At 45.1% G+C, this 26505-nt stretch carries 28 protein-coding genes; 11 read left to right on the top strand and 17 right to left on the bottom strand.

The genetic code is table 11. The annotated features are described in order from the left end of the window. Nucleotides 1–79 precede the first annotated feature (79 nt). Nucleotides 80–1144, top strand: coding sequence for an SMP-30/gluconolactonase/LRE family protein (locus LFX25_RS02250; protein WP_406600513.1), 1065 nt, complete (start codon nt 80–82; stop codon nt 1142–1144). 173 nt (nt 1145–1317) lie between these two features. On the opposite strand, the gene LFX25_RS02245 is transcribed toward LFX25_RS02250, so the two are convergent. From LFX25_RS02245 to LFX25_RS02225, 5 genes are all read right to left on the bottom strand, one after another. Continuing rightward, the gene (locus tag LFX25_RS02245; RefSeq protein ID WP_238728682.1) at nt 1318–1968 is read right to left on the bottom strand and encodes an SGNH/GDSL hydrolase family protein; all 651 of its coding nucleotides are present in this window, start codon (nt 1966–1968) and stop codon (nt 1318–1320) included. Beyond that, nucleotides 1965–3464 (bottom strand): ArnT family glycosyltransferase, encoded by a 1500-nt coding sequence (locus LFX25_RS02240; protein WP_238728681.1) that lies wholly within the window; start codon nt 3462–3464, stop codon nt 1965–1967. The genes LFX25_RS02245 and LFX25_RS02240 overlap by 4 nt, the downstream gene beginning before the upstream one ends. 34 nt (nt 3465–3498) lie before the next feature. Then, on the bottom strand, nt 3499–3834 hold the full coding sequence (locus tag LFX25_RS02235) for an STAS domain-containing protein (protein WP_003005878.1): 336 nt from the start codon (nt 3832–3834) through the stop codon (nt 3499–3501). A gap of 64 nt (nt 3835–3898) precedes the next feature. After that, the gene (locus tag LFX25_RS02230) at nt 3899–4477 is read right to left on the bottom strand and encodes a site-specific integrase (RefSeq protein ID WP_238728680.1); all 579 of its coding nucleotides are present in this window, start codon (nt 4475–4477) and stop codon (nt 3899–3901) included. A 597-nt stretch (nt 4478–5074) separates the two neighbouring features. Beyond that, on the bottom strand, nt 5075–5662 hold the full coding sequence (locus LFX25_RS02225; RefSeq protein ID WP_238728679.1) for a hypothetical protein: 588 nt from the start codon (nt 5660–5662) through the stop codon (nt 5075–5077). 481 nt (nt 5663–6143) lie between these two features. Here LFX25_RS02225 and LFX25_RS02220 point away from each other — a divergent pair, with 481 nt between their 5' ends. The 4 genes from LFX25_RS02220 to LFX25_RS02205 all read left to right on the top strand — a co-directional run bounded on the left by LFX25_RS02220 (nt 6144) and on the right by LFX25_RS02205 (nt 9129). Beyond that, complete coding sequence (locus LFX25_RS02220) at nt 6144–6428, top strand: LIC10235 family protein (protein ID WP_238728678.1); 285 nt, start codon at nt 6144–6146, stop codon at nt 6426–6428. A 63-nt stretch (nt 6429–6491) separates the two neighbouring features. Continuing rightward, nucleotides 6492–7010, top strand: a complete 519-nt coding sequence (locus tag LFX25_RS02215; protein WP_238728677.1) for a tetratricopeptide repeat protein — start codon at nt 6492–6494, stop codon at nt 7008–7010. An 85-nt stretch (nt 7011–7095) separates the two neighbouring features. Beyond that, nucleotides 7096–8313: a cyclic nucleotide-binding domain-containing protein gene (locus LFX25_RS02210; RefSeq protein ID WP_010572707.1), complete on the top strand. Its 1218-nt coding sequence runs from the start codon at nt 7096–7098 to the stop codon at nt 8311–8313. 24 nt (nt 8314–8337) lie between these two features. Continuing rightward, entirely contained in the window at nt 8338–9129 is a 792-nt protein-coding gene (locus LFX25_RS02205) for a DNA-3-methyladenine glycosylase family protein (protein WP_238728676.1), read from the top strand. A 282-nt stretch (nt 9130–9411) separates the two neighbouring features. Here the strand turns inward: LFX25_RS02205 and LFX25_RS02200 are convergent, their stop codons facing one another. From LFX25_RS02200 to LFX25_RS02185, 4 genes are all read right to left on the bottom strand, one after another. Then, nucleotides 9412–10032 carry a hypothetical protein gene (locus LFX25_RS02200; protein ID WP_238728675.1) on the bottom strand — a complete coding sequence of 207 codons (621 nt, stop codon included), beginning with the start codon at nt 10030–10032 and terminating at the stop codon, nt 9412–9414. 65 nt (nt 10033–10097) lie between these two features. Next, nucleotides 10098–10301 (bottom strand): hypothetical protein, encoded by a 204-nt coding sequence (locus LFX25_RS02195; RefSeq protein ID WP_238728674.1) that lies wholly within the window; start codon nt 10299–10301, stop codon nt 10098–10100. A gap of 488 nt (nt 10302–10789) precedes the next feature. Then, nucleotides 10790–11812: a GDP-mannose 4,6-dehydratase gene (gene gmd / locus LFX25_RS02190; protein WP_238728673.1), complete on the bottom strand. Its 1023-nt coding sequence runs from the start codon at nt 11810–11812 to the stop codon at nt 10790–10792. A gap of 73 nt (nt 11813–11885) precedes the next feature. Next, complete coding sequence (locus LFX25_RS02185; protein WP_238728672.1) at nt 11886–13259, bottom strand: MATE family efflux transporter; 1374 nt, start codon at nt 13257–13259, stop codon at nt 11886–11888. Between the two features lie 174 nt (nt 13260–13433). Between LFX25_RS02185 and LFX25_RS02180 the strand changes: the two genes are divergently transcribed. From LFX25_RS02180 to LFX25_RS02165, 4 genes are read left to right on the top strand one after another with little or no spacing between them, the layout of a single operon-like run. Next, a complete protein-coding gene (locus LFX25_RS02180; protein ID WP_238731472.1) occupies nt 13434–14735 on the top strand; it encodes an amidohydrolase family protein in 1302 nt (433 codons plus the stop codon). A 56-nt stretch (nt 14736–14791) separates the two neighbouring features. Next, entirely contained in the window at nt 14792–15604 is an 813-nt protein-coding gene (locus LFX25_RS02175) for a hypothetical protein (RefSeq protein ID WP_238728671.1), read from the top strand. Continuing rightward, nucleotides 15604–17403, top strand: coding sequence for a TrkH family potassium uptake protein (locus LFX25_RS02170; RefSeq protein WP_238728670.1), 1800 nt, complete (start codon nt 15604–15606; stop codon nt 17401–17403). Before LFX25_RS02175 ends, LFX25_RS02170 begins: the two co-directional genes overlap by 1 nt. A 12-nt stretch (nt 17404–17415) precedes the next feature. Further along, nucleotides 17416–18129 carry a potassium channel family protein gene (locus LFX25_RS02165; protein ID WP_238728669.1) on the top strand — a complete coding sequence of 238 codons (714 nt, stop codon included), beginning with the start codon at nt 17416–17418 and terminating at the stop codon, nt 18127–18129. On the opposite strand, the gene LFX25_RS02160 is transcribed toward LFX25_RS02165, so the two are convergent. Next, on the bottom strand, nt 18114–19100 hold the full coding sequence (locus LFX25_RS02160; protein WP_238731471.1) for an aldo/keto reductase: 987 nt from the start codon (nt 19098–19100) through the stop codon (nt 18114–18116). The two genes, LFX25_RS02165 and LFX25_RS02160, sit on opposite strands and share 16 nt — an antisense overlap. Before the next feature lie 308 nt (nt 19101–19408). Between LFX25_RS02160 and LFX25_RS02155 the strand changes: the two genes are divergently transcribed. After that, on the top strand, nt 19409–21004 hold the full coding sequence (locus LFX25_RS02155) for an exonuclease (RefSeq protein ID WP_406600470.1): 1596 nt from the start codon (nt 19409–19411) through the stop codon (nt 21002–21004). Between the two features lie 13 nt (nt 21005–21017). Here the strand turns inward: LFX25_RS02155 and LFX25_RS02150 are convergent, their stop codons facing one another. The 3 genes from LFX25_RS02150 to LFX25_RS02140 are packed head-to-tail and all read right to left on the bottom strand — an operon-like array spanning nt 21018 to nt 22231. Continuing rightward, nucleotides 21018–21305, bottom strand: coding sequence for an acylphosphatase (locus LFX25_RS02150; protein ID WP_238728668.1), 288 nt, complete (start codon nt 21303–21305; stop codon nt 21018–21020). Nucleotides 21306–21308: 3 nt separating this feature from the next. Next, entirely contained in the window at nt 21309–21743 is a 435-nt protein-coding gene (locus LFX25_RS02145) for a globin domain-containing protein (protein ID WP_238728667.1), read from the bottom strand. Continuing rightward, complete coding sequence (locus tag LFX25_RS02140) at nt 21743–22231, bottom strand: RNA pyrophosphohydrolase (RefSeq protein ID WP_238728666.1); 489 nt, start codon at nt 22229–22231, stop codon at nt 21743–21745. Before LFX25_RS02140 ends, LFX25_RS02145 begins: the two co-directional genes overlap by 1 nt. 129 nt (nt 22232–22360) lie before the next feature. Here LFX25_RS02140 and LFX25_RS02135 point away from each other — a divergent pair, with 129 nt between their 5' ends. Beyond that, nucleotides 22361–22792 carry an SET domain-containing protein gene (locus LFX25_RS02135; RefSeq protein ID WP_238728665.1) on the top strand — a complete coding sequence of 144 codons (432 nt, stop codon included), beginning with the start codon at nt 22361–22363 and terminating at the stop codon, nt 22790–22792. Nucleotides 22793–22801: 9 nt separating this feature from the next. On the opposite strand, the gene LFX25_RS02130 is transcribed toward LFX25_RS02135, so the two are convergent. From LFX25_RS02130 to LFX25_RS02115, 4 genes are all read right to left on the bottom strand, one after another. Then, nucleotides 22802–23863: an alpha/beta hydrolase gene (locus LFX25_RS02130; RefSeq protein ID WP_238728664.1), complete on the bottom strand. Its 1062-nt coding sequence runs from the start codon at nt 23861–23863 to the stop codon at nt 22802–22804. A gap of 301 nt (nt 23864–24164) precedes the next feature. Further along, entirely contained in the window at nt 24165–24950 is a 786-nt protein-coding gene (locus tag LFX25_RS02125; RefSeq protein WP_238728663.1) for a glycerophosphodiester phosphodiesterase, read from the bottom strand. A gap of 4 nt (nt 24951–24954) precedes the next feature. Then, a complete protein-coding gene (locus LFX25_RS02120; protein WP_238728662.1) occupies nt 24955–25779 on the bottom strand; it encodes a hypothetical protein in 825 nt (274 codons plus the stop codon). 103 nt (nt 25780–25882) lie between these two features. After that, the gene (locus tag LFX25_RS02115; RefSeq protein ID WP_118954110.1) at nt 25883–26266 is read right to left on the bottom strand and encodes a phasin-related domain-containing protein; all 384 of its coding nucleotides are present in this window, start codon (nt 26264–26266) and stop codon (nt 25883–25885) included. Nucleotides 26267–26505 lie beyond the last annotated feature (239 nt).

Here is a 26505-nt window from a genome sequence, read left to right as displayed (position 1 = left end):
TTTTTTGCTTTTTTTCCTTGCCCGAGCCGAGACTTTCCGGGAAGTTCGGAGGCCGTAAAACGATATGAAACGACCTAATTTGCTAAAACGAACTGAAACTTGTGGGAACTCCTCGAATATTTCTCTTGGAACGATTCTCCTTCTGGTTTTCGCCTCTACGATAAGCCTTACAAACTGCGGCGCGGATATCAAAGCCGTCGGACCTACTGCGGCCGCCTGCACACGAATCGAAGGACTTCCCGGCCCGGAAGACTTGGCCTTGGATCAAGAAGAACGGATTCTTTATATTTCCAGCCACGAGCGAAGAATTTCCGATCAAACCGGTAAGATCTATTGGATCGATCTGAAGAATTCTTCCGTGCCTAAGGAATTGCCGGTGAAATTTCCGCCGGAGTTCCGACCTCACGGAATGAGTCTGCTGAAAACCAAGGACGTTTACCGTCTTTACGTGATCTCTCATCCTACTTTATACAAAATCCATACGGTCGAAATCTTCGAACGCAAAGGAAAAGATTGGTCGCATGTCGGAACTCTTTCCGACCCGTTGATCACGAGCCCGAACGATTTATCAGTCGCTTCCGAAAACGAAATCTATCTTTCCAACGACCACGGATCGGGAGGATTTCTGCGTTATCTTTGGGACGATCTGTTCGGACTCAAACGCGGTGAAATTGCCTACTATGACGGTAAAACCTGGTCGAACCTCGGAAATCCGCTTTCTTACGGAAACGGAATTCTGTACGCTCCCGATTCGAAAGGGAACGAATTTTTATACAGATCGGGATACATGGATCAAAGTGTGTTTCAATTTCCGATCCGCAGAGAACAAGGGAAACCGGTTCTCGGAGAAGCGCGTCAAATTCGGATCAATTCCGGTTCGGACAATCTCGAGTTGGATTCGAAAGGGAGAATCTTCGTTGTCGGGCACGGTTCCACGTATAAATTTCTGAGACACGCGAAAAACCCGGACTACCTCGCTCCGACTCAGGTTTTTCGGATTTCTTCGGACGGAAATTTTGAGGAAGTGTTCGCAACGGACGGATCCCTGATTTCCGCGGGAAGCACGGCAATCCCGTTCGAGGGAAGACTGTATATCGCACAGGTTTTCAATCCGTTTATTCTGAATTGTGAATATTCAAATTAGAGCTTGTTTCAAAACTCTAAAAGGAACGGTTGTCAAGCTCATAGCGATTTGTGGGAGTTCCCACATCTAAGTTTTTGAGACTCGCTCTAAAAGGACTTATTCGAAATTTCACGAAAAAAAGGTCTTAAAAAACCGTCCGAAAAGAAGAATCCACCTTCTCATCGAACTTATCTTTATCGAACGAAAAATTTCCGGATCGCGTCCGCATAGACGGTTCCCATCAGATCGTAACCCGCCGGATTCGGATGAATCGGGTCGATCTGCGGATACAAGGGAATCGTCTTTTCCGTTTCTAAAAAAACGGTTTCCATATCCGCGATCGCGTATCGCGAGCTCAGACTTCTTAAGTAGGAATTGATCTGAAGAATATTCGTTCTGTATCCCGGTGAAATCGTAGGCGGTAAAACTGTCACCAAAACGGCGGCGTTGCTCCGCTCATGAATCCGACTCAAAAGAGCTTCGTAGTTCGCCGGGAATTGATCCGTGGGATAACCGGAAACGTCGTTCGTTCCGAGTTCCACGATCAAAACGTCCTGCGGTTCCGTTAAGGCGGTTCCGATGGATTGAATCCATCCGGGAACATTTCGACCGGAAACGGCGTAATCCGTGACCGTAAACCGGGTTCCCAATTTCTCCCTTAAACCGAACCCGTCGGATCTTTGGGAAAGAGAATCTCCGATGATTCCCACTTTCAAAAGCTGCCCCGCCAACGGCAAAAGGGAAGAAAGTCCTTGTTGATCCTGTTCCTTTCCGACACACGCACAAAATAAGAAAAATAGAATATTCGAAATCGGAAGAATGTTTCGAAATCCGGAAGATTTCATTTCTTCTTCCGAAGATAAATTTCCGCCTGAGCACGCACGAGCTTCCGGGTGGTCGAAGGCGATACGGACACGTTCCTTTTGTAAAAGGAAGAAGCGTTCTCCTTCAGATAATTCTCGACCGTTTCATTTCGTTTCGTGCCTTCGCTGAATACGAACGTATCGATCGAATCTAGGGTTCCGGAAAACAGTTCCGAAGGCATGGGAAGTTCTCCCGGTATGAATTCCAGAATCTGCTGGTTCGGATATTTTTCGCGCAGATAAAAATACGGATCGGGAATCGCCTGTAAATAAACCTTTTTGGAATACTTGAGTTCCGCTCCGATTTCCTCGGAAAATTTCTTTCCAAGATCGAACTCCGGATTTACAAAACCGACCTTTCGATACGCCAAAAACAAAACGATCAAATTGCAGAACAAAAGCCCGGAACCCGCGTAGATCACGCGCTTGCGGTCCGATTCTTCCAGTAGAATTCCGCCTAACGCAGAAAGCGGAATCGTCAAATACATCACGTAATAGAATTCCGTGGATAAAAAGAGAAAGATGAGCGTCCCCAAAATCCAAACCGCGAGAAAAAGAAAACGTTCCTTCTTTTCCTTTAAAAGTCTGCGGTTGATTCCGATTCCGGCCAAAAGAAAAATATAAAAAAGAATTCTGACTCCGGGATTTTCATAACCTCCGATCAGAATTTTGATCTTGGTTAAAATCGAAAATACGGAAAATAATTCCTTCTTTCTTCCGAACTGAAGTCCGAATTGAAACAGAAATAAGTTCCAGTGCGGAAACAACCAAACGATCCAAACCGCAAGAGGAATCAATCCACCGATCCAGAATAAAGGAGCGAGCAACGACTTTCTTTTCCAGAGAAGATACAAGGCCGGAATTCCGAAGACGGAACCGAACGGATGGGAAAGAAAGGAAAGACCCAAAAATATTCCGGACGACAACGCTTCCGCCCAATGTACGACTTCGGTTCGTTCGTCGAGCGCCGTGCGAATCAAAAAGAACAAACTTGTTAATGCGAACAGGAGACAAAGCATCTCCATTCTCGCCATCATACCGACGCGTAAAAACAATAAATCCGTTCCGAGCAGCAAACAGGAGAACAAAGCGGATAACGCGGAAAATCCGATTCGTTTTAAAATTCCGTAAAAGATCAGAATGGAAACCGCTGCGGTGACAAGAGTAAAAAGTCGAAGCCCTACGATTCCCGGAAAAACGAATTTCATCCAAGTTCCACCGGTTAAAAAATAGAGCGGAGGCATCCATAAAGTGATTTCCTCCATTCCTGGAATCAAACCTTCCAGCACATGCGTTCGTAACGTTCCGAATGCGGCAAAGTCCTGAGAAGGGGAAAAGAAAAGCACCTCGTCCGGCCAAACCGGCGGAAACTCGAGTCGATCGTTGGAGGGAATCCAGATGAAAAAAGTAAGGAAAAGGACCAAAAGAGCCCAAGGGGTTGCTTTTGCAGAGATGGAAGCGAGTGAGTTCCGGGACATAGACCCGAGTGGAAATCCGGGAAGATCCCGGATTTTAGGTTAACGAATCGAGAGCGGAACTTTCTGTTTCGTACACTTCAAACAGATCTAAGAGTTCGACCACATCGAATACTTTTTTTACGGGAGGAGTGATACAACAAAGTTTCAACTTTCTTCCCTGCTTTTCCAATTCCCGGACCATACCTACGAAGATACGAATCCCGGAGGATGAAATGTAAGAAATGTTTTCCAGGTTGATCAAGATATCACCCTGTCCGGATTGAACATCGTCCAGTAGTTTCGCTTCGACTTCGTCTGAATGTCCGATATCCAGTCTACCGTTGAGCGCAACCAGAGTGTGCTTACCGATCTTTTTCGTTTTGATTTCCAAAGATGGCTTCCTTTTGGAGAATTAGGACTAAATTAAGGTTTCGGAACGCGTTTACAACTCATTTTTAAGCCCCGATCTCTAGAATTTCATCCAATGGAAATATTTTTACAGGTTCGGACTTGGAATTTTTCCCGATCAACTTATAGGTCGCGCGTCTTGTTTTAAATCCCAGAAAGTTTGTGATAAATCGGATTGATACACCCGATGCTTCCATTCTTACGGCGATTGTTCTTCTTATTTTAGGAATGTTGACTTCGATTCCCGTTTTTCGTTTTAATTTTTGAAGAAGTTTCTGAATCGTCTTGTGATGCAACTTGCCGTTTCTTCCTCGGAATAAGAATTCTTCCGGTTTTTTGCCCTTTGTTATCGCATAAAAGTCTTTGAACAAACAAAGAGGAACGTCTAAAAGTCTATCTCCTCTCGGTCCGAATCCACGAATTCGTAATATTCTCGTTTCCAAGTTCACGTCCGAACAACGGATCGAAACGAGTTCCTCCGGTTTTAAACCGAACAAAAACAAAAATCGAATCCAGACGTAGTGATCCGGATAGTTCCGGGCGGCATCGATCAGTTTCCGTATTTCCTCATTGGTAAGTACGTTTTTAAAATCTTGAGTTTCCGAATTTTCTTTTTCTAAAGGCATACAAAACCTCCCTTTTCAAATTCGGATTCATAGACCGGAAACGTAAAATAATGCGAACAAAAAAACGGAATCGGCGTCGGGAGTTGTAAATTTTTTAATTTGTACAACATATTTTACGAATATTCAAAATTCATAAAATATTCCGATTCGGAATATTAAGAGCTTGTTGTCCCGAAACCGGAAGAGAAACTGTAATAGTTCCCACAGGTTCGGTTTTGGGACAAGCGATAGAACGCGGCCTACGGTCCCGGAAATGGAGTTTACGCCGAACCCGTAAACCGCGGAACGATCTTTTTAGGATTACGGTTTATAAACGGAAGTTTTCGGGGGATTAAAATTTATAATCGAAGAATTCTCCTATTGTAAGACCCGAATATAAGAACCTGTCCTGAAACCGGGATAGAACCTTGCAGCTGATCTTTCCGATAAAGTAAAATTAGGTTTTGGGAGACGCTGTAAACCGAAATGAAAACCCGAACGAACCGCCTTCGTGCGGCGTGCGCGAAATCGACCGATTGAAACCGAATTGAAATCAGGCCCAACTTCTCGATCGATTCCGTTCCGATTTAATTCGAATACCGCGGATTTTCCGACGAATCAATTCACTTCCACACGATTCAATTCGTCGAGTTCGACCTTCCAAGATTGAACGATCTGTACCATTACGTCCAAAACCGCCGGGTCCGGTGAATCGTAGGAATCGGCCGCAAAAGAGTCTACGGAATCAAATCCTCGAATCTGTACGATGGAATTCTTTTCCATTTTCGCGCGGAACACCTCGAACTCTTCCACGGAATCGTTCGGGGAATTCTTCACATAGTAGGGTTTAACGATGCTCACTCGAAAGCTTTCGATCGGAAGATCCTTCAACGTTTGCAAGAGCCGAAAGGACAACAAAGCGACTTCCAATTTCATTCTTTCCTTATATTCTTTTTGTCCCAAGAAAGTAAGAGCGGAATTTCCACCCACCGCAAGAGTCACACGTACCGAGTCCGTAGTGGTTCCGTCAGGCGAAACTCCCGGAGAAATTTCGATTTCCTTCAGACGATCCCCTAACAGTAGAAAGGAGGATTGCCGGATTTTTTCTTCCACGGGGATTTGATGATCGGTTAATATCTTTTGGACTTGGTCCTTTGCGCTTTGTTTACAAACTGCAGCGAAGAAGAAGATCGAAAGAACGAGCATAGGGTAAAATACCCTATATACAAATTTGAGATTCTTAGGAACTTGTTCTTGTTTTGATAAGTTTTTCCGACATGGTTCGTTCGAGTACAAACGTTCATTTCTCATAAACAAACCTCCTTACTTTCTATTTCAAAAAGAGACTCCTTAATTTTAAGAGATCCATTCGTTTTTGCAAGCTTTTAGCCGATTTTCACCGGTTTAGAAGAATCAAACGATGCTAATACTCGATTCTAAATTCAAATAATTTGATGAACCGACCACCGGTCGGTCGTCTTAATCCGTTATACGGACCCACTCAATGAAGTGATGACCTCGTTTCTTCCCGCTTCCATTTAGGAAAAAAATTATTTCAAATGATTGGCTATTAATTTGCGTTTGCGTTAAAAAGATGTTTCATTTTTTTCCGGACCTAAATAAAAAATGATCCAACGTTAAATTTTTTCTGTAATTTTAATTAGGCGAATCCGTCATAAAGAACTGTATGAAACCGAAAAAAATCTCGAACGACGATCTTGAGTCCCTGGTAACAGGCGTTAAAACACAATCCCTTGAAGCGGTGGGAAATTATCTATATAAAGGATTCAGAATACAGGTTAGTAAATATAATCTGTCAGGCGCTGAAAGAGTTCAACTTTTATATCAAAGAAGAAGAAACAACGGCCTTTGTATCGTATGCGGAACGAAAGTCTCCAAAAAGAACCCTTCCTCCGGCAAACTCTACAGACTTTGCGAACACCATCGCAAGACAATCGACAAGAAAAAGTAATCAACCTTTTCGGAAAACCTGCAGATAATCTTTAAAGGGGGATCTTTTCCTCCGGAGCTTATCTTGCAGGCAAAAAGATTCTTCCTCTTTCCGATTGTTTTGTTCTTACTATGGATTACGCTTTCCGGTTCTTTGTTGTCGGAGGCGAGTCCCCTTCAAGAAACCCAGGCAGAAAACCTATTACGAATCGCGGAAGAAGCCTACAAGGACCGCAAGTTCCATAAGTCGATCGAAGAAATCAAAAGTTTTCTGATTCTTTATCCTTCGAGCAAGTTTAAGAATAAGGCGTATCAAGTCTTAAAGAACAATTACTCGAGACTCGGCCGTCCGGAAAAGGTTCTGGAAATCAATCTGCAGCAATATTCTCAAGAACCCACTTCTTCCCAGGGTTTGAACGCGTTTTTCGAAGCCGGTAAACTCTATCTTGAAATCGGGGAAGAAAACAAGGCACGGGACGTCTTTAAATCCATTTGCACCCAGTCTTTTTCCCGAGAACTCGCCGAAAAAGCCGCTCTGGAACTCTCCGAATGGGAGATTTTAAGCGGTTCCAAGACGGAAATGTCGGAATGCGGAGAAAAGTAGCTCTTTTTTTCGAGATTTGATTCGCAAATTCCGATAATGAAAACAGTTGAACTCTGATTTTCAAAAAAAATACTAACACAACAGCATGTCCACAGGGATCTTCCAAATCGTTAATTTCCAGAAGGGCTCCTACATTATTGTAGAGGGCAAAAAGGACTCTCCTAGCTTCTTTATTATTCGAGAAGGAAAGGTTAAAATCGGTCGGGAAAACCCCGTTGTCGGTGAAGATCCGAATTCTGTTCAAGGTCCGGGAGACTTTTTCGGCGTCGTTGCGGCGATGAGCCAGCACGCGCAGATCGAGTCTGCAGTGGCACTCACCGACGTTTCGGTGATCGAGGTAAGTTACGATCAGTTCGGAACCCTCATTCAAAGAAATACTCCGGTAGCGATGAAAATCATTCGCTACTTCTCCATGAAACTCCGTCAGTTCGACCAGACGATCACTCGTCTAACTTTCCGTTCCGCGGTGGAAGAAGATCCGAACGAGCTTTACAATATCGGTGAAAACTACTTCAACCAGAAGAACAGCCCGCACGCGGCGTATGCTTTCCAGAAATATCTTCAATATCTTCCGAACGGTCCGTTTGCGACTCAAGCCAAGCTGAAACTGCAAACGATGAACCAGCCTATGCAGGCTCCCGCGATCGATCTCACCAAATTCAACCGTATGTATGCGGACAACGAGATGATCTTTTGCGAGCACGAACCCGGTCGAGAACTGTACATCATTCAAAACGGCAAGGTGAAGATCACCAAGATCGTGGATAAGAACGAGGTATTGCTCGCCGTTCTTCAGAACGGGGATATTTTCGGTGAGATGGCGCTTTTGGACAACAAACCGAGATCCGCTTCCGCCATTGCTTGGGGGAACGTTCAACTTCTCGCGATCAACAAAGCGAACTTCGAGGGAATGGTTAAGGCTCAACCTCAGCTCGCAACCCGTCTGATCACCCTTCTTTCGGAAAGAATTTGGACCGCCTACAAGCAACTCGCGAACTTGATGATCAACGATCCTCAAGGAAGAATCGCGGATACTCTTTTGACTCTCGTCGAAAAGAACCGTATCAAGATCGCCCCGAAAGTTTCGTACAACTTCGAAATCGGCACGAAGGACTTAATCAAAATGGTAGGTCTTTCGTATCCGAAGGATGAAAATCTCGTTCTCGATCTTTTGACCAAAAACAAATGGATCAAACTCGACCAGGGAAAACTCAGTTGCACCGACTTGGTCGAACTCGAAAAACTCGTTCATATCTATAGAAAAAAATCCCAGATGGAAAACAAACTCAAGAAGAGGGCGTAATCCGTTACGCGTTCTTTGATCGAGATGCCCTCCTCCGATTCCGATTCTTCGAAAAATTCCTCCGGTTCGATTTCCGCAAAGTCCCGAAAGTCCCGCGCCGTCAAACAATCTTCGCGTGTTTTGTCGGAACCTTTAAAGAATAAAAAGAACGGCAAGTCGAAAGATTCTTCTGTTTCGACTTACGCAAAATCGGAGGACAGAGACATTCGGCTTCAAAAAGCGACCGATTGGCTTCGTAAACAAGATTCGATCACGAAGAAGCTGATCGACGGCGTCGGGCCATGTCAACTTAGAACGATCGGAACTCCGTATCAAGTTTTGATCAAATCCGTCTTAGGACAACAGCTATCGACCAAGGTGGCTCTTACGTTCGAACGCCGTCTGATCGCGCTTGCGGGAGGAAAGAAACTTCCTTCCCCCGAGCAGATATTAGAAATTCCGAATACGGCTATGAGAAAGATCGGAGTTTCTCAGGCAAAAACCGAAACAATCAAACGGGTCGCCGAATCTTATTCCACCAAGGAAATCACGGATGCAAAACTTCGTAAATTAGAAGATTCGAATGTGTTGGATCTGCTTTGTTCCTTGAAGGGCGTCGGACCTTGGACTGCCGAGATGGTATTGATCTTCGCTTTGGATCGTTGGGATCACTTTTCGATCAACGATTTGATTCTGCGTAAATCCGTGGAAAAACACTACGGAATTTCAAAGGACAATAAAAAAGAAATCATTCACTCTCTGAAGAAATATTCTCCGTATCGAACGATTCTTTCGTGGTATCTTTGGGCCGATGTGGACGGCGGAGAGGGCTGGTAGGAACTGCGGTCCAAAAAGGAAACGATTAGAACCTAACTTTGTAAGAGTTCCCACAGATTTTGGCAAAGAAAATCAACTTGCGTATTTCAAAATTTTCTGATAAAGGGAGAGTTCGTGAACAGTGTCGTTAAAGTTTCGCACAAATGAGAACTTGCGAGAGCTTCTCCTACTGCCCTCAGGGAAGGTTTTTCTTTTTTGAATTTGTTTGGTTACAATCTCCATCGGCAGGGGAGCCTTCTCGTTTACTCGTAAACGTGCGAAAAAGTTAGGGCGTTATCTTGCTCAAAACATCTCAAAAGGACGTTTTTCAATAACTCTAAATATTTCCTCAATGTTTTTGTTGTTCGGTTGATTGAGGAACTCCCGAAATGAGTCTAAAGGAATGACATGTTCGCTACTATAAGAACTAAAGAAATCGCCGAAAGATGTTCGGATCGTATATAATAAATAATCAAACAATTTATTTTTTTCATCCACTTCGGATAAATTTGCGATCGTGATATGAAATTCTTTTTGTAGTTTGTAACTCAAAAAATGTCCTAAAGGACTAATGTAAAACAAGTTCTCATCGTCGGAGGGGTCCGTTAATTGCAGAGCACGCTCTAATTTTAAGAGACCGACCTTTGTAAAATAATGAATTTCGAATGATAGGATTTTACGATATAAAATATTGTTATGTAAACCGTTCAGAAATCGGTACATAAACGAATATTGCATATATTGAAAGTAAGCGTCACCGAGCATACTTTGTAAATCCTGTCCGTTGAAGGCAGTTGCAAATCCACGAATTTTACCTTGATAACGAATCGCCCATTCGTGCATAAGCGTGATGGAAATTTTGGATCTTTCTTGTGCGAGAAGTTTTAAGTTCCCCTGAACTTCAGAGCTGGAAGTTCCAATCAATAAATCTATCCTATCCCGGGCCCTGGAATAACGAAGTTCTTCGGGAGTTTGTAAACGCTTCTTTGTCACTCGCCGGAACGAATGAACTTACGCACGGATTGCGCTTTCAGGTCTCGTTCAATTGCTGCATCAAGTTCAGGAGTTTCTTGGAGAAGAAAATAAGGATTATAACGAGGAGCACTATTTTTTTCTCTGGATATAGCTTTATCTATACCTTTGTTTACCCGATCGGCGTCATATTTAAAGTTATCCAGAAAATTCTCAGCCATATTTACAGTGTAAAATTTTACCTTTTAGAACTTCAAGAATTTCGATTTTTTTAGCAAGAATAATACTATGAGACATATTTTTTCAATTCTTTTCTAAAAGACTTCTTCCAAATTTAATATGAATATCGTTAAGATCGAAAAAAGCATATACCGAAAAATGCAAAAATACAAGCGTCAAACTGCTTGTGATCGGAGCGAAAATTCCGAACCGAAAAAAATTTTGGTTATAGAATCGAGTTTGCGAGGATTAGAGCATTCTGTTTCGACCTATAGAAGAAACTTTGAGTTCCAGCGCGATCGCGAGCCTTTTCACAAAAACGTTCTGCGAATGAATCGCCCCGCGTCAGAGATGCGAAGCGTGCGCAGCAGCCGTCTCCGAAGGAGACGGCCGAAAGCGTTAGCTGGAGCGCGAAGCAAGCTCGGTCTTCGCGCCAGCGAAGAGACGCCCAAAACGCCTTCGCCTACTTGCAAAAACTTGAATCTACTTCTTAAAGTTTGATTCCGACCAATTCGCAATCAGCTTTGGTCATGATCTTGACGAGCTCTTCGAATTTTACTTTCGGTTCCCAGCCCAGCTTTTTCTTCGCTTTTGCAGGATCACCGATGAGAATGTCCACCTCGGTCGGTCTGTAAAATTTCGGGTTCACTTCCACAAGAAGCTGACCGGACTTCGCGTCGAATCCTTTTTCGGAATCGCCTTTTCCGTCCCAGCGAACTTGAACTCCCGCACATCCGAATGACTTCTCCACGAATTCCCTTACCGTATGAGTTTCGTTCGTAGCGACGACGTAATCATCCGCGTCGGGTTGTTGCAACATCATCCACATCATTTCGACGTAGTCCGGTGCGTATCCCCAATCTCTCTTTGCGTCCATGTTCCCGAGTTGGATCGGTCCGCCTTTTTTCGCGAGAAGGTTGGCGACTCCGATTGTGATTTTTCTCGTTACGAATCCTTCTCCGCGGCGTGGTGATTCGTGATTGAATAATATTCCGTTGGATGCGTGGATCCCGAACGCTTCTCTGTAGTTTACGACCGCCCAATAGGCATAAAGTTTTGCCACCGCATACGGTGATCTCGGATAGAACGGGGTCGCTTCGGTTTGCGGAATCGCTTGCACCTTTCCATACAACTCGGATGTGGATGCTTGATAAAAACGGCTTTTGACTCCGATCTGTTTGATCGCGTCTAAAATTCTCAGTGTTCCAACCGCGTCGGCTTCCGCCGTATATTCGGGAACTTCGAAGGAAACTCCCACGTGCGATTGCGCCGCGAGATTGTAGATTTCGTCCGGATTCACTTTTTCCAGAATCCGATTTAAGTTACTCGAATCGGTTAAGTCACCATAATGCAGAACGAGATTGGAGTTTCCGCGGAGATGTTCGATTCTCGCACGATTGAACATGCTGGATCTTCTGACGATCCCGTGAACTTGATACCCCTTCTCCAGGAGAAACTCCGTTAGATAGGATCCATCCTGTCCGGTGATCCCAGTTATGAGTGCTTTTTTCATCTTCAGACCAGAAAAACCCAAAAACCGGATCTGGCAAGAAAGTTTAATGCCTGATTCTCAGACGAAAAGCCGTTTAAACCCGGCTGTGAACCCAATCCTTTCTGCGAAATCGAACCACGAATACGAACGCAAGAACACCAACCCAAGCCACGATTCCCGACCACAATCCGGTCGATCCCATTTTGAGATAAATTCCCATAAAGTACGCGGAAGGTAAAAACACCAGATAAGAAGCGGCCGTATACGCACGAAACACGAAGTCCTGCAATCCCGCACCTCGAAGCGCACAGGCAATCACCATATGATACGCGTCCACGATCTGAATGACTCCTAAGATCACCAGCGGAGAATAAGCTTCCTGAATCAGTTCCTCATCTTTGGTATAAAAGGATAACATTTCCTTTCCCCAGAGAATAAAAATCAATCCCATGCTTCCCATCACACACGCGGCAAAGAACGCGGAACGAAACGCTCCGTGATACGCGAGTTTCGGTTTTCCCGCTCCTAAGGCCTGACCCAAAATCGTAGTCGCCGCGATTCCGAACGCATAACCCGGAAGAAACGATAAACTCAACGTGCTAAAAAGCATATTCGTAACCGCTAATGCAGTCGTTCCCACTACGGTCGCAAACTCGATAAAGATCATAAAGGAAACGTTGTTGAGAAGTTCCGCAAGCGCGGGTGCGGTGCTCGCTTTTAAAATTTCGCGGAAATGATCCCAACTAAAACCCCAAGATACGCCCGCAAAATATTTTCCGAGACTTTTCGAGTAGAAGTAAAACGGAAACGCGATCAGACCCGCTCCTCCCGCCAAGGAAGAAGCGATTGCCGCACCTTTGACTCCCATCGCTTCGAATCCTAGATTCCCGTAGATCAACACCCAGTTTAAGAATATATTCGCAAAACATGTTATAATCATGGAGGCAAGTCCGGCGGTCGTGATCCCCAGCCCGTCCGTAAACGCTCTTGTCGTAAACAGTAAAAAGAAGAATACGGTTCCGAGAAAACGAAAATAAAGGTAATCGCTCGACAAACCTCGGACAATCTCATCCTTATTGAGCAACTTCATCAACCAATCGCTGCCGTACGCGCCGCCGATCGACAAAAGTCCTCCGAATACGAAAACGATATATAAGGTCGTAACTCCGATCCTTCCGATTTCGGAATCGTTCTTTTCTCCGAATCGTCTCGCGATGATGACCTGAATCCCCATCGCAAATCCCATAAGAAACGCAAGCACCGTAAAGTGCGCGATTCCTCCGATCCCGATCGCGGCGATCGAATTTTTTCCGAGCCTTCCGACCATCATCGTATCGGTCACCCAAACCACGGTTTGACTGAGCATCCCGAACACGACGGGCACAGCAAGTTTTAAGATCATCGAGTTCAAAAGACTCGGGCGAATGTTTCTGTAAAAAGTATGAGCTAAATGATGAAGAGTTCTCACGGTTCTCCCAGAATTTTATTCCGAAACAAGATGACCATCCATTTTCAAAAAAAACTTTCTTCCACGTTAGAGATCTTCAAACTCGGACGAAACCGAATCGTCATTTTGTCGCGGCGAGAATTTCGGAAAACGAAGAATGGAAAACGATACGGACACAAAAATTCTTATAACGTCATGAAACGATACGCGGATCTTCACAATCATCTCTACGGTTCGATCACTTCCGAATTTCTGTACGAAATGGGAAAGTCCAACCCTTCCCCGCGTTGGGAAATTTTTACGAATTCATATCAACAATGTTTCGGTAAAAAGATTTCAACGGAAACCTTCTTTGAGGATTACAAAAACCCGGAGGATTTCCGCAAACTCTATCAATTCAATCACAAAGGACCGTTTCCCGAATTTCAGGCCAAGTTCAATCTCATCATCGCGCTTTCCAAATTCAATCCGGAAGAAGTCGCGTTAGTCGCCACACGAGTCGTTCTAGATCAATTTTCCCAGGGAGTCGTCTACGGAGAATATAGAATCATGTATTCTCCCTTGGATACGGAACAGGGAATCTACGACAAGACCCTCGCTGCCTGCGAAGGTTTGGCCCGCGCCGAGCAGGAAACGAACGGCCAAGCGATCGGACGGCTCGCCGTTTCTCTTCATCGGGAAGGAGACGTCTTTCGGGAATATTCTCTCTTAAAAGGGTTCATGGAAAAAAATTCCCTCATCGCGGAATATCTAACCGGATTAGATTTTTGTTATATTGAGGAAGGTTTCCCGCCCAAGCACAAACGAAAGTTTTTCGAGGAAGTCAACAAAGACAATCGAGCCGAAACGGACAAAGCGCTCGCGATTCTGTATCACGTGGGGGAAAGTTTTCAGGATAAGTCCATTCTTTCCGCGTGCCGCTGGGTTTTGGAATCCGCGGAATGGGGAGCACATCGTCTCGGTCACGCGATCGCGCTCGGGCTTCATCCTTCCGAAAAAAAGAACGTTCCGATTCTTGAGTCGAAAGAGGAAAGACTCGATCAACTCCGATTCTATTACGATCGAAGGGAAGAACTGGATTCTTTCTTGGAACTTCCTTCGAGAGAAAAGATCGGAAATGAAATCGACGCTCTCAAACATAAGGAAACCGTCTCCTTGCAATTCGATTCTTCTTATTCCGAAGAATGTCTCGGCTTTCAAAATTATTGTATGTCGAAAATAAATACGACGAACGCGGTCATCGAAAGCTGTCCGAGTTCGAACGAATACATCGGAATGGTTTCCAATCCGGAGTCGCATCCGATTCTCCGCTTTGCTAAGAATCAAATGAAATTCACGATCTCCACGGACGATCCCGGAATCTTCGGAACCACGATCGATGAGGAATATTCCAAGGCCGCAAAGATCGGTCTCGACGAGGAAACGCTCGAAGCCGTGAGACAGAATTCGTTTCTTTATACTTCCGAAATTCTCAGCGGAAGAAAATCGGCGTTTTAATCCGCATTAAAAATTCTTGCATCGACTTGCCCACGAGAGATTGTAGAAGAAAGGCCATGCCCAGTTTGCAGGAAATCGCCAAGAAGCCGAATTTATTCGTAAAGTTTCGAAATTTTGCGGCGGTTCTTCTTATATTTTCGTTCCTGCATCCGCATTCTTTGTTTTCCCAAAGCCAAACCGACTTTGCGGACCCTTATGATTTTAATTTGAGAAATTATAAGGATTCTTCTCCGAGCAGGGACGGTTATCAGGAATATACCCTTCCTCCTAAATTCAAAAAACCGGTTTTAGTTTCTCCGAAGAACGCCCAGGTTCCGTTCGAACCTCCGTTTTCCGCGACGGGCGGTTTACGAAGAACGACCAATCCGAACGTGGAACGAGGCCAGGAAAATCTCATCAATCCCTTAACGGGAGAAATCAACGTAGAGGCGATTCTTCAAAGGCAAGCGCAGCAGGCCGATCGTAAAAAAAGACAGAATCAAATCCACGAAGAAGAGAAATATACAGAGACCACCTTCCGCCGTTTTTCGATCATCTTCTTTATGACGCTTCCGATCACATTAGGACTCGGTTATGCGATCGCATCCGCCGCAAAAGTCAACGGAGTTCATAAATTTCAGAAAACGTTCGGCGGTTCGGTATTTATCGGAGTTTTCGGAACAAGCCTCGCGTTCGCAAACGCTTGGCACGATATGAAAGAATACGAATCCATGAAAAAGGAGAATCAACCCGAATCTCCTCCGGTCGAACCTACTTCCGCGGATTCTCTTGGTTTCGGAAATGCGGCTCCGATTCCGATCGCGGGCTCCTCGCCGTTTCCGGGAAGAGAATACAAGATCGACATTTCCCTGTTCAACGTCAGCTTCTAATGCCTTCTCCTCAGGAAACTAAATTCAGTTTCTGGAATATACGACGCGAGGCCGCACTTTTTTATCAATCCAAGATCCATCCGATATTACGAATCTATTATTCGATCTGCGGCCTTCTTTCCCTTTGTCTCTTGATTTTAATCTACGGATTTTATTATCCGCACGAGTGGACGCATTGGATTCGTTTGCTCGTAAACGGAATCGTAATTTCCCTCGTCGTCTACGAAGCCCTTTCGTTTCTTTTCGCGATCGGAAATCTTCTTGATTATTTAAAAACGCATATCACCGAAGCGGTCGTCGTGTTTCTGCTCGTCTTTCAGGAGATCATCAGCAAGGAAATCTACGAACTACTTACCTTGAATTCGTTGAGCGGAGAAGACGCGAGTTTGGCCTTCTTATCCTTGAGTCAAATTTTTCTGTTGTTCAGCAACTTCTCCCGTTTGATCCGAAAAACGGATTTGTTGATTTACAGACAAATCAGTCCTTCGCTCGTCATCACCGGCAGTTTCGGAATTTTGATTCTGCTCGGAACGCTTGCTTTGTCCGCACCGAGAGCGCAAGTAACTCCGATCGCTCTCGTCGACGTTTTCTTTACCGTCGTAAGCGCGGTTTGTGTGACGGGTCTCAGCACGATCGCGGTCGCTTCCCAACTTACGGGAACGGGACAAACGATTCTCATGGTTTTGATTCAGATCGGCGGTTTGGGTTTGATGACGCTCACTGTTTTCTTTGCGATCTTTTTAGCGGGACAAGTCAGCGTTACGAACAAACTTCTCATCAAGGATTTGTTCAGCCAGGAAACCGTGGGAAGGGCTTCGTTCGTATTAAAACAAGTGGCGGTCCAGACGTTTCTCATCGAAGCGTTCGGAGCTTTGTTGATTTTTCTTTGGTATCCCGAAACAAACGAAACGAATTTAAAAAGCAGAATCTTCTCTTCCTTGTTTCATTCCGTGAGTTCGTTTTGCAACGCGGGTTTTTCGATCTTTCCATCCGGATTCGAAACGGAATGGATGTCGCATCAGAGGATGTTTCTCTCCGTCGTGATGATCTTGATCGTGTTAGGCGGACTCGGTTTTCCGACGGTGCATCATTTGATTTACTGGACGTTGCAACGGGAGAATTCTCCGCAAAGAATGGAACTCGGCGCCAAGCTGATCCTGACCGTTTCCGCGGCGTTGATCGTCTTAGGGACGGTTTCCTATTTCATCCTTGAATCGAAACTCACACTCGCCGGTCTGAATCCCTCGGACCGATGGTTTCATTCCCTTTTTTATTCGATCAGCACGAGAACGGCCGGCTTCAATACATTAAGTATTTCTAAAATGGGAATTCCGATGGTTTTCGTTTCTCTCTTTTTGATGTGGGTCGGCGCGTCGCCCAACGGAACCGGAGGCGGAATCAAAACGACGACGCTCGCCGTTTCAACATTGCATCTTTTCAATCACATCCGAGGAAAGGAAGAGTTGGAGATTTTCGGAAGGAGAGTTTCCTCCGGTTCGATCGCTAGAGCGTCGGCCGGGATTTTAGTTTCCCTGTTTCTGATTTTTTTCGGAATCTTCTTTTTGACTTTGACTGAAAATTTCGAGTTCATCGATCTTTGTTACGAAGTCGTATCCGCGTTCGGAACCGTGGGTCTTTCGAGAGGAATCACTCCCTCATTGACTTCTCCTGGAAAGATTCTGATCTGCTTGATGATGTTCGGCGGAAGGGTCGGAATGCTGACCATCTTGATCGCGTTCGTTCCGAAAGAAAAAAAATCCGGTCTTCGATATCCGGAAGAATCGATTATCGTTGGATAACGGGAGGAGTTTGTGGCAACCAAAAAGAAAACTCATAAAAAAAGAATCGCAGTCATCGGCTTGGGAGAATTCGGTAAAGCCCTCGTCGTCTATCTCAACGAGAACGGTCACGAAGTCACAGCGATCGACAAGGACATCAAGGTAATAGAGGAAATCAAAGACCACTGCGCTCTCGCGGTTTGCGTCGACACAAGCAGCAAATCCTCTTTGGAGGAATTGGATCTGGAAGACATGGACGAAATCGTAGTCTCGCTTGCGGAGAATTTCGAAGCGCTGATAACGACCGCTTATCATCTCAAAGAGATGAAATTGGAATCGCTTCATGTCCGTTATCATTCCGAAGTGAACCGTAAAATTCTTCAGATGATCGGAATCGAAAATCTATTCAACCCGGAAGAAAGAGCGGCAGCATCGATGGCCGAACAGCTCAGCTATCAGGGCGTAAAAAAGGCGACTTTGTTAAGCGAAGAATACAGTCTTTTTGAAGTGGAGATTTCCCCTCTTTTATACGGAAAAAAACTGAAGGACTTGAATCTCCGGGAAAAATTCCGGCTCAATCTCGTCGCGGTGCGAAAAGCCGAAACGGACGAAGAAGATTCTGCGAACCGGGAAGGCGTCGTGTTTCTTCCCGATTCGCAAACCGTATTTCGGGAAAAGGAAGTGTTGATTCTTTTCGGAACCTCCGAAAGCATCAAACGATTTACGAGCGCTTATCCCATCGGATAAGGAATCTCTTTGGAAACCTCGTCGATCTTTTTTAAAACGTCTTCCGTTAATACGACATTCTGAGCCTTCAAACTTTCCTCGAGCTGCTCGACCGTGTTCGCGCCTATGATCGTCGAGGCTACGTAGTCGTGTTGTTTGGACCACGCGACCGCAAGAACCGTCGGCGACATCCCCGCTTCTTCCGCGATCTTTATGAGTTTTGCCGTGGAAGCCAAGGTTCCTTCGTTTAAAAAACGGTGGGCCATCTTTCTTTGTCTTTCACCCGCGGCGAGATAACGGCTGAACCTCGCGTTCTGCGGAGGATTGGGAGAATTGTATTTTCCGGTCAGCACCCCGCCCGCAAGAGGAGAATACGGAAGAAGACTTACGCCTTCCCGTCTACAGATGTCGGCTAACGCGTCCTCGAATCTTCGGTTTAATATGCTGAAATTATTCTGAATGGAATCATACCGCGCAAAGCCGAATTTTTCGGAAACGGCGAGACTCTTCATCATCCCCCACGGGGTTTCGTTGCTGTTCCCGATGTAACGAACCTTCCCTTCGCGCACAAGTTCGGTGAGAACGTCGAGCGTTTCTTCGTAGCCGAAATCGGAATCGGGCCAATGAGTCTGATACAGATCCACGTAATCCGTTCCGAGACGATGAAGACTTCCTTCGATCGCAACTCTGATATTTCTACGATCGAGCGCAGTCTTCCCTTCGCGAACCGGAGGAACAAACCAGCCGTGTCCCGGTCCGCATACTTTCGTCGCGATCAGGATCGAGTCTCTTCGTTTGGTCTTAAGCCATTTGCCGAAAATCCTTTCCGTCTCATGCACATAACTCGCATCAGGCGGAACGGGATAAATTTCGGCGGTATCGTAAAAATCGATCCCCGCGTCAAAGGCCCGGTCTAAAATCCGAAAGGCTTCCGCTTCGTCGCAAGTGGAACCGAAGCTCATCGTGCCCATACAGATTTCCGAAACCACCATTCCCGATTTGCCCAGTCTTCTTTTTTTCAAATTGTTCCCCCTATAGACAAAGGCCAAGAATCGCGTTTTAGCGCCGAAACGCAATCGGAAACGACCTTTAAAAAGTTACGGATTTTGAACGCGAAGTAAAGTCCTTCAGAACTTTCGCATACGTTTCCGTTTAGACTTCGGATTAAAGAATTGATTTCTTTTTATCAGATGAAAATATCGAGTCCCCGAACGGTTTTTTTGCTATTTTGAAATTCGATGTAGTGTAGAATCCTCGTTAGACCTTTATTCTAAAATTCGACTCGTGCGAGGTGCGGCGTTTGGATAAGGAATCTCTTTACGATCATGAGAAGTATGAAGAACTCATGCCCTCGTATCTCTATTTGAAAAACGAAGCCGACGCGACGGATCAGGAAGCCATTTTTTTAAGCCCGAAAGAAGTGGAGATTCTTTATCAGATTCGGAATCATACCACGTTGGAAGGTTTCTTCAGCGGAAAGATTCTGAAGATATGGAGGGACGAAGGTTCCAAACCGATCTACGTCAACACGCTGAAAAAACTCTCGGATGAAAATCTCATCTTCGTATTTCCTGAATTCAAATTCCTGCCGGAAACGAGCCAACTCACCGTATGTCTTTGTCTCGTCTCCGAAAAGGAGTTCAAAAATTCGAACCGAGAAAACCTCAAAGAAATTTATCTCAACAGCCTGAGTAAATCCGCCTTCGCGATTCAAAACTATATTCTCGGCTGCGAGCCGTTTCAAATCAGCGAACTCATTTCGATCTTCGAATATCTGATTTCCGGGACCGCGGCGGGAACGTTCGTAAAGGAATCCTTCAGCATCAAAAAATGGATTCAAACGTTCACGTTCAGCGAACTTCTGAAAGAGGAAACGATCGCCGATTCGATCCAATTCATTCTGGAAAACATTCAAGAAGGCGAATATATCGCCGTCACAAAAACGACGGGATTGTTCCACGTTAGCGACGAACTTTCCGCGAAAGCGTTCGAAATCCTGAAAGGATATTATCTCAACCAATTTTCCAAACGTCTGAAAGAACGTTTCCCTGCGGCCTGGAGTTTGGTTCTCGAATATAGAAAGGGAATCGTGATCGACGTAAATCACAGCGGACCGATTTCGGGAATCGAGGAAAAATTCGTTTCGGACGAACTGAAAATCATCCGCGAAAACCTAAACGATCTAATTCCGGAATCGTTTAAAGATTTTCTAATATTGGCGAATTACATCGCGCAAAAACACGATCGGGAAAGGAATCTGCGCGCGTCCGCCGAGGAACTAAAGTCGATCAAGATGCTCAAAACGATGATGTCGATGAAAAACCAGACCTTATCGCAATTCGTCACGATCAATCTCGACGAGGATCGTGAATTTTCCTATTCGATCGTGGACAATCTCAAACGTGACCCGGATTGTATCTCCTGCGATTGGTACGAAAAAGGGAAAAAGATCGCGTGCCTTTGTAATAAAAAGGAGGACACGATCCTTTCTTTGATTCAACTGATGATTGAGAAATATTCGTTCAAAACGGAACTCATTAAGAATTTCTTATATCTTTTGAAAAAGGAAAAAAGCGCGTTGGGACAACTCTACGCGAATCCGGATTTCAAATCCGCTCTTAACAAACTGAAATATTCCTGTTACAGGGAAAATCTTTCGTGGTTTTCCAAGGTGTTGAGCTTTTTAGGAGTGTACGGACTGTTGGAAAGTTCTCTCGAACACGAAGAATCCATCACACAATTCGAACAACTCAGCCGCGAAATCGCTTATAAGGAAAACCGCAGAAAACAATTGGAAAAAATCCGGGCCGAATGGCTGAGCGAAACCGAAGTCGAATTGGAAAACGCGGTAACGGAGGTTGTGTCGAATCCGAAATCCAAACCGAGATCGCGTTAGACGAAACTGTAGCTTACTTCTTGATTTCGAACGTTCTAAAATTGCCTTTCGGATCTTCCCAAGTGATGAGCGCTTCTTTCACCTCGGAACCTTTCGGTCCTCTTTGAATCGCCTTAAAAAGGTCTTCGATAAACATCTTGTCGCCTTCGACGACGGTTTCGACTTCTCCGCCCGGAAGATTCTGCGTAAAACCGCTGAGTCTGCATTCCTGCGCTCTCTGAAGAATGTAATAACGGAACCCGACGCCTTGCACTTTACCGCGCGCGAGAATCTTCGCCCTTGAATTATTTTTGGATCCCATCGATCATTCCTCCGTTTTGCTCTCCAAGTTCACCATCCACGCCGAAAAATCCCTAAAAAAATTCCAAAGAATTTCCTTCACGGATTCTTCCGCTTCCCAATCTTCCAAAGCCTTCCGATAACAAGCAAGCCAGACTCGTCTAGCCTTTTCATCGATCGGAAACGGAAGATGTCTCGCTCGCATTCTCGGCGGTCCGTAGTTCTGGGAATACAACGGAGGACCGCCCGTTACTTGAATCAAAAAATCGGCGGATTTGATTTTACTCTCTTCCAGATTTTCGGGAAACATAAAAGCGATTTGGCTCGACGGAATTTGATCGTAAAAATCGGAAACGAGTCTGCGTAGACCATTCTCCCCTGCGGAAGCGAAAACCGTTTGTAGACCGGGAATCGGACCGGGCGGACCGCTCGGCGGAATAAAAAGAGGAGGTTCTTCCATTAGGATGCCGTTCCTGTTTTTCCGAGAAAGGTTCGAATCTTAGGCCCAAAGTCATTTACAATTTTATAATATACGTCTTTTTTGAACGGCACGACGGTCTCCAGAGTCTTTTCGATCGGTATAAACCGAACCGTTTCAAATTCCCTTTCATGAACGTCCAGATCGCATTGATTGGCTTCTCCGTCCCAATGAATGAGAAACCATTTCTGAAGCTGTCCTCTGTATTTCTGAAGATGACGGTTGAGAGGAAGGTTTTCGGGAAAGTCATACGGAATCCATTCCGGATATTCGGATACGATTTTACCGGTGTCGATTCCGACTTCTTCATACAATTCCCTCAGAGCGGCCGTCGTGGGATCTTCCTCTTCGTCGATTCCGCCTTGAGGAAACTGCCAAGAGCCTAAAAAATTCAGTCTCTCACCGACCAAAACCTCTCCGCGAGAATTGAACACGACCATCCCGACGTTCTTTCTGTAGGGCTTTTCCATACGAATAGGCTTCCGGTCCGGCTTTGAAAAGACAAGAAGTTTATGATTGGAATTCAGTTGCAAATTTTATACTCTCTTGGGAATCATACACATAACATCCTTGTCTTCTTAGGAGTTTGAGTCTCAACAATGCAGTTACGTAAAAAGTCTTCTCGTTCCCGTATCTTTAAAGAAAAGGACTTCGATATCAAAGCGTCTTCGATTCCTGGAATCGGCATGGGACTCTTCCCCAAAGAGAACGTCAACAAAGGCGATACGATCGGTTATTATACCGGAAGAATTCTTTCGGATAAAATCGCGAACTCATCCAAATACTGCGAATCGAAGTATTTACTCTGGATCTGCAAGGACTATTGGATCTATGGAGAAGGCAAAGAAAGCAATTATACCCGCTTTATGAATCACAGCTCCAAACCGAACGTTAAGTTAGTCGTATCGGTTCGCTGGAAGACCGCAAGATTCGAGGCGATCCGCAAAATCAAAGCGGGCGAAGAATTGTTCTTCGATTACGGAGACGAATACTGGATCAACACGGACATAGATCCTGTGGAAAGAAACTGAATTCTCCCTTTAAACGGAAGCGGCGGTCTTGGACGCCGCATGTTTGAAAAAAAACGCAAACCCTCCCAAAAGACTCCACAGCGCGGGCAATGTTTTTAAAGTAATGCCGATATCTCCGTGAGAGATCAAAGGCGTTAAAACCAGCTTGGATCGATTCCTCGGAAGATCCCTTTCCAACAATCGTTCCAAAATCAAAGAAGACTCCGAAGCGGGAACCACGTTATCCCTCACGCCGTGGATCAAAGCGACATGCGCTCTTAAATCCTCGAGTTTGTTGTAAACCTGAAGATCCTGAAGAAACGAACGGAACGGTCCCGCGTTACGAAGGATCCGATTCCAAATCTCGGAGCGATATTCACGATCCTCTTTGAGTTTGATAAAGATTTCTCTGTTATCCGGTTTCATCGTTTCTAAAACCTTGGGAAGTTCCGGAGAATCCCGGAGAATACTTCCGTCCATGATACTAGCGTGCAACGCCTTGCGGACTTCTTCGTTTTCACCGATTCCGAAATGAACGAAGTTCCACAGAAGAATCATTCTTCCGTACTCGTCCGAATCTTCCGCGGACATCAGATAATCGAGAGTCGTTTGTACGTTTCCATACGCGCCGATCGTGCAGATGGATTTGACTCTTTGTCCCACGTCCGGTTCCGCCGCTGCGATCAAACCCATGCTCGCGGAAAATGAAGGCGCGAACAAAGAAATTCTCCCGTCCGGACAAAACGTAGGATCGGAGGATATGGTAAGAATCAATCCCTTGATCTTTTCGATGCTTTCGAGTTTGATCTTGAATTCGCTGATCTCCTGCATCTGCGGAGAAAACACGAGAAAGCCGCAAGAAGCCATTCCTCGACAAACGGCTTTAAACCGAGGATCTTGATTTCCAAGATACGCCATTCCGTTTACGGCGAGGATCGTTCCTTTCGTCGTCGTTTTGTTTTCGGGAAAAAATTTTAGAATTCCCACGGTTTCGTTTCCGACGGTCAGCTGCAGCTCTTCTTCGAGAATTCCTTTTGTTGCATCATTGCGTGTGTTGAGTGCGAATTTGATCGCGGAGAAAAAGTTTTTCATAACGAAGACGTTGTTCCTTAAATGTAAAATCTGACGGATTTGTATTGGTTTGCGATTACGGAACGATTACAATTCAGCTTTGAGCGGAGAATTTATCGTTTCGTAGATAGATCCCGACAGATCCCGGCGCTTTACGGTCCCTTGCGACGATTTAACCCGCCGCCCGGGACCGAAGGGATCGTAGTACAATTGGAATGTGGGAACTCCTTCACTTTCAGAAAGTTTAACTGTTTCAATCTGTGGGAACTCTTACAACTCCGATATTTTACAGTACAAACAATGTGGGAACTACCACATTCTTTCAAAAACCTTTCTTGACCAACCGCCGCATTTGTTTCGGGAAATTCGTAAAAAGTCCGTTCGCGCCTCTTCCTAAAAACCGTTTCATTTCCGAGACCTCGTTGACCGTATAAACGACGCTCAGGAAATTTTTTTCCGAGATGCGGCGGAGATTCTCCTCGGTCGCTTCCTCAGCGGAAGGGTGAATGCTCCAAGCGCGAATCGTTTGCGCAAACTCGATCGCCTCTTCCACGTTGCCGCTTTCGTCTCCCACAAGAACGCCTAACTTGATCCGCGGATCGAGATTGCGGATTCTTTCCAAACATTCCCAGGAAAAGGAAGAGATCACGATTCGATCCGAAACTTGAAACGTTCGAATCAAATTCAAGACCTTCGTCTCGATCGAGTTTTCGTTTACGGAAGAATCCATCGCAGTCGATTTGATTTCGACGTTCAGATCCGTCTTTGATTTCCGGATCAACCGAAGAACGTCGCTTAACAATGGAATCGTTTCCTTCTTAAACTTCCGCGAAAACCAGGAACCGGCGTCCAAGTTCGTTAAAATCTCCGCTTCAAAGTTGCGAACGTTTCCCACGAGTTTTGTGGTTCGATCCAGATCGTCGTCGTGAATGACAACAACTTCCCGATCTTCCGAAAGGGTAACGTCCAACTCGATGAGATCGGCTTTTGCATCGATCGCCTTTTTAAAAGCGATCATCGTGTTTTCGGGAAATTCTCCGCTAAAGCCGCGATGCGCGAATACGAGCGGAGCTTTCAGATCGTTCTTATCTTTTATTCTTTCGATCATAATTTCAGAACGCGAATCCCACCGAAAAATCGACGCCCGCGTCATACGCTCTTCCCGCGTGATCTCGTTTGATTTCTTCCTTTCGAATCCAATAATCCGCGACGGAAACGGACCGATTCGCAATATCCAAAGTTTCGATCGTTACGTTTTTATGATACGGCCCGAACGCTCGCAAAAGAACTTCGAATCCGAAAAAGAATCCCGATTCGAGTTGATGACGGATTCCCAAACCGGTTCCCGCGTAATAACGGGGACCGTAATCCAGATTGATTCTTTCCGAACGATAGGATTGGACGCCGGTCGTATCGATAAACTGATCGTATCTAGTATTTCTAAAGTATTCTCCCCCGATCGCGATCGGAATATAAACGGAAGAATCCGCGATGAAGTAGTTCAAAAAAATTCCGCCTCCCGCCGTCTTCCATTCGCGGTCGGATTGTCTCGCAATTCCGTAATTTATAATATACGAATATCTCGAATCGTAATCTCCGTTTGTTTTATGTAAGTTCTGATAGTATTGAACTCCGATCGTGACGTTCTTCCAAGCGTTCCAACCGAGAATCGTCGATCCGTATCCCGGAAAATAAATTCCTCCCAAAAAGAATTTTCGTTTCATTCGAATTTCTTTTTGCGTAAGGCCGGGGCCCGCTTGCGGTTGATCGGACGCATTCGGATTGAAACGCAAATCCGGATTCTTCCCTTGGTTTTGTTCGTGCGGATCGTTTTGCGGAACCGGAACGACGTTTTGCGAAAATACATCCGAAGCGAATATTAGAAAAAGCGCAAAAATGAGAACGTGAAATGGGTAATCGGAATCGGCTCTTTGCATAGGACAAAAAGTGTATCGAAAGGAAGTCGGTTGTCAAGAGAAAGGAAAAAAGAAAGGGTTCAGGCGGGTGTTCCCCGCCCGAGAGGGAAAGATAGGATTCTAATTATTTAGAAGCCGGAGCTTTACCGGAAGTGGTTGTTTTGATCGCTTCAGCCACTTCGTTAATTTTTGCTTTTACAGCTTCGATTTGGCCTTCAGGGATTTTGTTTTTGATCTCTTCGGTGATTTTGTTGTAGTTCTCGATGATCTTAGCTCTGGTCTCTTCGTAGTTCTTTCCAGCAACGGAAGTAACTTCTTTGATGTCGTTGATAACCTTATCAACGGTTTCGCGGATTTTTACAGTCGCTTCGGAATTGTCGGCAGCGCCTTTTGTAACAAGCTCCAAATAGGTTTTTTCGAGATCAGCTTTCGCTTTACCCAGACCTTCTTGACCAGCTTTGATGAGTCCCAGACCCGCATTCAGAACATCTAGAATTTGCTTTTCCATTCGATTTTTCTCCTTGAGATTCTTTGTGCAATGCACAATCCTTTTGTATTGCACTGCACAATTTCAGTCAACCTAAAAAAGAAAAAATTACGCAAAAAAATATTTTTTCTGTCGCACTTGCAAAATCGGCTAAACGCCGACGTTTCGGCGGTCTCGGATTTTTGAGAAAATATATCCTATATGAACTCTCACCTTGCAATCAAACCGTATAAGAACCTGTCCCAAAACCGGGACAGAAC

This window comes from Leptospira sanjuanensis (genome assembly GCF_022267325.1).
In the GTDB taxonomy this organism is placed as follows: Bacteria; Spirochaetota; Leptospiria; order Leptospirales; family Leptospiraceae; genus Leptospira; species Leptospira sanjuanensis.
This window is presented reverse-complemented; position numbering and strand designations above follow the sequence as displayed.

Bases quoted from the DNA above. Each gene is read 5' to 3' on its own strand.
- LFX25_RS02245 (WP_238728682.1), bottom strand. From the start codon at position 1,968: ATGAAATCTTCCGGATTTCGAAACATTCTTCCGATTTCGAATATTCTA.
- LFX25_RS02240 (WP_238728681.1), bottom strand. From the start codon at position 3,464: ATGTCCCGGAACTCACTCGCTTCCATCTCTGCAAAAGCAACCCCTTGG.
- LFX25_RS02230 (WP_238728680.1), bottom strand. From the start codon at position 4,477: ATGCCTTTAGAAAAAGAAAATTCGGAAACTCAAGATTTTAAAAACGTA.
- LFX25_RS02225 (WP_238728679.1), bottom strand. From the start codon at position 5,662: ATGCTCGTTCTTTCGATCTTCTTCTTCGCTGCAGTTTGTAAACAAAGC.
- LFX25_RS02220 (WP_238728678.1), top strand. From the start codon at position 6,144: ATGAAACCGAAAAAAATCTCGAACGACGATCTTGAGTCCCTGGTAACA.
- LFX25_RS02210 (WP_010572707.1), top strand. From the start codon at position 7,096: ATGTCCACAGGGATCTTCCAAATCGTTAATTTCCAGAAGGGCTCCTAC.
- LFX25_RS02205 (WP_238728676.1), top strand. From the start codon at position 8,338: ATGCCCTCCTCCGATTCCGATTCTTCGAAAAATTCCTCCGGTTCGATT.
- LFX25_RS02195 (WP_238728674.1), bottom strand. From the start codon at position 10,301: ATGGCTGAGAATTTTCTGGATAACTTTAAATATGACGCCGATCGGGTA.
- gmd (WP_238728673.1), bottom strand. From the start codon at position 11,812: ATGAAAAAAGCACTCATAACTGGGATCACCGGACAGGATGGATCCTAT.
- LFX25_RS02180 (WP_238731472.1), top strand. From the start codon at position 13,434: ATGAAACGATACGCGGATCTTCACAATCATCTCTACGGTTCGATCACT.
- LFX25_RS02175 (WP_238728671.1), top strand. From the start codon at position 14,792: ATGCCCAGTTTGCAGGAAATCGCCAAGAAGCCGAATTTATTCGTAAAG.
- LFX25_RS02170 (WP_238728670.1), top strand. From the start codon at position 15,604: ATGCCTTCTCCTCAGGAAACTAAATTCAGTTTCTGGAATATACGACGC.
- LFX25_RS02160 (WP_238731471.1), bottom strand. From the start codon at position 19,100: ATGGTGGTTTCGGAAATCTGTATGGGCACGATGAGCTTCGGTTCCACT.
- LFX25_RS02150 (WP_238728668.1), bottom strand. From the start codon at position 21,305: ATGGGATCCAAAAATAATTCAAGGGCGAAGATTCTCGCGCGCGGTAAA.
- LFX25_RS02145 (WP_238728667.1), bottom strand. From the start codon at position 21,743: ATGGAAGAACCTCCTCTTTTTATTCCGCCGAGCGGTCCGCCCGGTCCG.
- LFX25_RS02140 (WP_238728666.1), bottom strand. From the start codon at position 22,231: ATGGAAAAGCCCTACAGAAAGAACGTCGGGATGGTCGTGTTCAATTCT.
- LFX25_RS02135 (WP_238728665.1), top strand. From the start codon at position 22,361: ATGCAGTTACGTAAAAAGTCTTCTCGTTCCCGTATCTTTAAAGAAAAG.
- LFX25_RS02130 (WP_238728664.1), bottom strand. From the start codon at position 23,863: ATGAAAAACTTTTTCTCCGCGATCAAATTCGCACTCAACACACGCAAT.
- LFX25_RS02125 (WP_238728663.1), bottom strand. From the start codon at position 24,950: ATGATCGAAAGAATAAAAGATAAGAACGATCTGAAAGCTCCGCTCGTA.
- LFX25_RS02120 (WP_238728662.1), bottom strand. From the start codon at position 25,779: ATGCAAAGAGCCGATTCCGATTACCCATTTCACGTTCTCATTTTTGCG.
- LFX25_RS02115 (WP_118954110.1), bottom strand. From the start codon at position 26,266: ATGGAAAAGCAAATTCTAGATGTTCTGAATGCGGGTCTGGGACTCATC.